Source organism: Mycobacterium sp. TH-M25 (assembly GCF_057473665.1).
In genome coordinates, this window is sequence record NZ_JBYCLA010000480.1 from 1 (window position 1) to 4,250 (window position 4,250).

Below are 4,250 nucleotides of genomic sequence, written 5' to 3' on the forward strand. Positions count from 1 at the left end.
GTATTAGACCGCCATCCGAAACTCCTCTGGCAACGCATGGAGGTCTTATTTGATCTCGGTGTCGGGCAGCGCCTCGAGCGCCTAGACATCAGCCGATCGCAGCCCGGTGGAGGTGTGCTTGGCCGTCGCCGCCAACTGCCAGTCGGTGATCTCGTCGGTCGGATACTGCACGGGCTGACGCTGCTTCTTGCGATAGCCGTTGATGTAGGTGTTGGTCAGAATGCGGTAGAGCCAAGCCTTGAGGTTGGTGCCCTCGGTGAACGACCGAAAGCCCGCATAGGCCTTGATCATCGTCTCTTGCAGCAAGTCTTCGGCGTCGGCCGGATTACGGGTCATCCGCATTGCGCCGCCGTAGAGCTGGTCCAGCAGCGGGATCGCGTCGCGCTCGAATCGTGCGGTGAGCTCGGCATCGGTTTCGTCGGATCGGGTGCGCGCCTGGCCGTCGGTATCGTCGGCGTTGACCGCGATCTCCGACTCGGCCGTGCCATCGGTATCAGCCATAGTGAATAACGCAGTCCCTTCTGTCGCGATACCGGTGAACAGGTCCATCAACACCGGACCCGTCTGGTACCCGGCCAACTGCTGTTCGCCCGTGAGGCTTGTCGCCGTTGACACGCGATTACCCCTTTCCCAATCTAAAGCCTGCCTCTGACACTGTCTGCTTCGCCTGGCTCAACAGCCAGGATCGCCCCGGTATTTCCGCACCACCGACGCGGGGTACTTGTGAGCGGCGTTACTGTGACGCTCATGTCGTTGAAAGCAAAGACCATGTTCATCTCGGGTGCCAGCCGCGGAATCGGGCTGGCGATCGCGAAGCGGGCCGCCCAGGACGGCGCCAACGTCGCACTGATCGCCAAGACGGCCGAGCCGCACCCCAAGCTCGAGGGCACGGTGTACACCGCCGCCAAGGAGCTCGAGGAGGCGGGCGGGCAGGCGTTGCCAATCGTCGGCGACGTCCGCGACCCGGAGTCGGTGCAGTCCGCCGTGGCCAAGGCCGTCGAACAGTTCGGTGGCATCGACATCGTGGTGAACAACGCGTCGGCGATCAACCTAGGCTCCATCAGCGAGGTGCCGATGAAACGGTTCGACCTGATGAACGGCATCCAGGTACGCGGCACCTACGCCGTGTCTCAGGCCTGCATCCCGCACCTGAAGGGCCGGGAGAACCCACACATCCTGACCCTGTCCCCGCCGGTGCTGCTCGGGAAAGAGTGGCTGAAGCCGACGGCGTACATGATGGCCAAGTTCGGTATGACGCTGTGCGCGTTGGGGATTGCCGAGGAGCTGCGCGACGAGGGCATCGCCTCGAACACCTTGTGGCCCCGCACGTTGGTGGCCACCGCCGCGGTACAGAACCTGCTGGGCGGCGACGAGGCGATGGGTCGCGCACGTAAGCCCGAGATCTACTCCGACGCTGCCTACGTCATCCTCAACAAGCCGTCGAAGGAGTACACCGGCAACACCCTGCTCTGCGAAGACGTGCTGCTGGACTCCGGCGTCACAGACCTGTCGGTCTACAACTGCGTGCCGGGCGGCACCCTCGGGGTCGACTTCTGGGTCGATGGCGTCAACCCGCCGGGGTACTCCGGTCCCTAAAGCGGCGACGCGGGCGCTGGCGGTACTGAGCGACGCCGGCGTGCCCCACCAGGTGGTCAAGTTCGACCACGACCCGCGCGAACGCTCGTTCGGCGGCGAGGCGGTTCGTGCGCTGAGCGACTCCGTCGAACCTGGCCAGATCTACAAAACGCTGGTCATCGCGCTTCCCGACGGGTTGGCGGTGGCGATCGTGCCGGCCCTGGCGCGGCTGTCGCTCAAGTCGGCCGCCGGAGCGCTGGGTGCCGGCAAAGCCACGATGGCCGATCAGCGTGCCGCTGAACGCGCGACCGGCTATGTGCTGGGCGCGATTTCGCCATTGGGGCAGCGCACGGCGTTACCGACGGTCGTCGACGCGGGTGCGCTCCGATGGGAGCGGATGTACGTCAGCGCGGGTCGGCGCGGCTGGGACGTCGCGGTGGCACCTGACGACCTGGTCCGGCTCACCGGCGCGGTGACCGCGCAGATTCAGGCTTGAGAGCTGCTCAATATCGCCTGCACGCTGTCGGCGAATGCTGCCGTCGTGAAGCAGGTGGGCTCGGCGAATTCCTCCATGGTCAGCGATTCGTGCCACTCGGCGTCGGCCGCGGCGCGCAGCAGGGGCTTGGTCATCGCGATGGCATGCGTCGGCATCGCCGCTACACGTGAGCACCACTGATCGGCGGTTTCGAGCAGGCGGTCGTGGTCGACGACCTGTTGAACCAGGCCGAGCCGTTGCGCTTCGTGCGCATCGATGTGCTCGCCGCGCAGGTAATAGGCAAGCGCACCTTGGTATCCCAGTCGTCGGGTCAGCGCCCAACTGGTGCCGACCTCGGGAATCAGGCCGAGGCGGCCGAACGCCGGCACGATCACCGCACGCTCACTGGCGACGACGACGTCGCAGGCCAGCGCCCAGGCCAGCCCGACTCCGGCGGCGGGGCCGTTGATGGCGGCAACGAAGATCGTGTCCGATCCGGCGATGAGCCGGGCGATTGCGCCGAATTCGCGGCGGATCCAGCGCCACACGTCGGCGACGCCCTCGGGTCGGCTCAGATTTGCCGTGGCCTGCTCCATCATCTTCAAGTCGCCGCCGGCGCTGAAGCCCGGATCGCGACCGGTCAGCACCACGCTTCGAACGTCGCGGTCGACCACGAGATCCTCCAGCGCGCGCCGTAGTTGGCGCACCAACGGCGCCGACAACACGTTGAGCCGGTCGGGTTCGTCGAGGGTGACGATTGCTCGGTCGCCGCGGTGTTCGAGGTCCACCCGACGCGGCGCATCGGGGTCGTCTCCCTCGGCGATCAGTCGGTTGTACAGCGATCCGGTCACGCGTCCTCCTCGATAGCGTTGGCCCGCAACGTCGCCCATGCGGCATCGGCGAATGCCTTGACCACACCGCGCGGCATCCGGGGAGCGTCGCCGGCGATCCAGTACCGGCTGAATTCCTGCGCCGGGCCGAACCACAACGCAGCGGTGATCCCGTCCTGCATCGGGCGCAACATCCCGTAGGTGTGATGCGGCCGCCACCAGTCCCCCACGTCGGCGAAGAAGGCCCGATTGGACTCCCGCAGTTGCGCGCTGTCCAGCCGGTCCCCGAGCAGCAATGCCGCCTCGGTGCGATTGCCTGCCACCCAACGCAAGTGGTGGGTGACGCCGCCGCGGATACCGCCCTCGGCGCTGTCGTGACGGCGCAACATCGCCACGAATCCCGACTGGTACTCCCCCATCACCTGGGCGTAGACCGCAGCCGCGAGCGCGGATTTGTCCGGGAAATGGTGATACAGCGCGCCAACGCTGACGTCGGCGTCCTGACGGACCTCGTCGAGCGTCGCCGCCAGGAGGCCGTTTTCGGCAAAGCGGCGGCGGGCCGACTGCATCAGTCGGCAGCGCGCGTCGGCAGTGGCTGGCACGAGTACTACTCTAGCTCAACAGAGATATCCTCGGTATTGCGAATTTGGGCCCGGTTCGGCATAGGGTTTTGTGCATGAGCACCGCGGTGGTGGTGGGCGGTGGGCCCAACGGCCTGGCCGCCGCTGTGACCCTGGCGGCCGAGGGGGTCGCGGTCACAGTCCTCGAAGCCGCCGATGAGGTCGGCGGCGGCGCCCGCAGCAGCGCGGCGATCCTGCCCGGCCTGCTGCACGACCACTGCTCGGCAATCCACCCGATGGCCGTCGGCTCGCAGTTCGTGAGCAGGTTCAACCTGGACCGCTACGGGCTGACCTGGCGCTGGCCCGAAATCGACTGCGTTCACCCACTCGAGGACGGCAGTGCGGGCGTGCTGCACCGCTCGGTGGAGCGGACCGCTGCCGGTCTCGGTCGCGATGGCGCACGATGGCGGCGTGCGTTCGGCTACGCCGCGGCTCGATTCGACGCGCTCAGTGCGGACATCATGGGGCCGCTGCTGCGGATTCCCCGTCACCCGCTGATGCTGGCCCGGTTCGGGGCTCCGACCGTGCTTCCGGCGTCGACATTCGCGCGGCTGTTCGGTACCCCGCAGGGCCGGGCCTTGTTCGGCGGCGTTGCGGCGCATGCGTTTCGGCCCCTGCACTATCCGATGACATCGGCGATCGGGATGGGCATCATCACCGCCGGCCACCGGCACGGCTGGCCAGTCGCCGAAGGCGGCTCACAAGCCATCACCGATGCGATGGTGGCCCTACTGGCCGACCTGGGCACCA

5 protein-coding genes and 1 pseudogene are annotated in these 4,250 nt (G+C 67.1%); 3 read left to right on the forward strand and 3 right to left on the reverse strand.

Annotated elements, in window-relative coordinates; all coding sequences use genetic code 11:
* Nucleotides 1-48 precede the first annotated feature (48 nt).
* Nucleotides 49-501 (reverse strand): annotated as a pseudogene (locus AC2VOU_RS16230) (sigma-70 family RNA polymerase sigma factor); the annotation flags it as partial.
* A gap of 246 nt (nt 502-747) precedes the next feature.
* Here AC2VOU_RS16230 and AC2VOU_RS16235 point away from each other — a divergent pair.
* Together AC2VOU_RS16235 and AC2VOU_RS16240 are read left to right on the forward strand one after the other, a co-directional pair.
* Complete coding sequence (locus AC2VOU_RS16235) at nt 748-1,596, forward strand: SDR family oxidoreductase (protein ID WP_486958294.1); 849 nt, start codon at nt 748-750, stop codon at nt 1,594-1,596.
* Entirely contained in the window at nt 1,562-2,071 is a 510-nt protein-coding gene (locus AC2VOU_RS16240) for an aminoacyl-tRNA deacylase (protein ID WP_486958295.1), read from the forward strand. Before AC2VOU_RS16235 ends, AC2VOU_RS16240 begins: the two co-directional genes overlap by 35 nt.
* Here AC2VOU_RS16240 and AC2VOU_RS16245 read toward each other — a convergent pair.
* Together AC2VOU_RS16245 and AC2VOU_RS16250 are read right to left on the reverse strand one after the other, a co-directional pair.
* On the reverse strand, nt 2,062-2,901 hold the full coding sequence (locus AC2VOU_RS16245; protein ID WP_486958296.1) for an enoyl-CoA hydratase/isomerase family protein: 840 nt from the start codon (nt 2,899-2,901) through the stop codon (nt 2,062-2,064). The two genes, AC2VOU_RS16240 and AC2VOU_RS16245, sit on opposite strands and share 10 nt — an antisense overlap.
* The gene (locus AC2VOU_RS16250; RefSeq protein WP_486958298.1) at nt 2,898-3,449 is read right to left on the reverse strand and encodes a TetR/AcrR family transcriptional regulator; all 552 of its coding nucleotides are present in this window, start codon (nt 3,447-3,449) and stop codon (nt 2,898-2,900) included. The genes AC2VOU_RS16245 and AC2VOU_RS16250 overlap by 4 nt, the downstream gene beginning before the upstream one ends.
* A gap of 107 nt (nt 3,450-3,556) precedes the next feature.
* On the opposite strand from AC2VOU_RS16250, the gene AC2VOU_RS16255 reads away from it, so the two are divergent.
* Nucleotides 3,557-4,250 (forward strand): phytoene desaturase family protein (locus AC2VOU_RS16255; RefSeq protein ID WP_486958297.1); only part of this gene is annotated, 694 nt, incomplete at its 3' end.

Bases quoted from the DNA above. Each gene is read 5' to 3' on its own strand.
- AC2VOU_RS16235 (WP_486958294.1), top strand. From the start codon at position 748: ATGTCGTTGAAAGCAAAGACCATGTTCATCTCGGGTGCCAGCCGCGGA.
- AC2VOU_RS16240 (WP_486958295.1), top strand. From the start codon at position 1,562: ATGGCGTCAACCCGCCGGGGTACTCCGGTCCCTAAAGCGGCGACGCGG.
- AC2VOU_RS16250 (WP_486958298.1), bottom strand. From the start codon at position 3,449: ATGCAGTCGGCCCGCCGCCGCTTTGCCGAAAACGGCCTCCTGGCGGCG.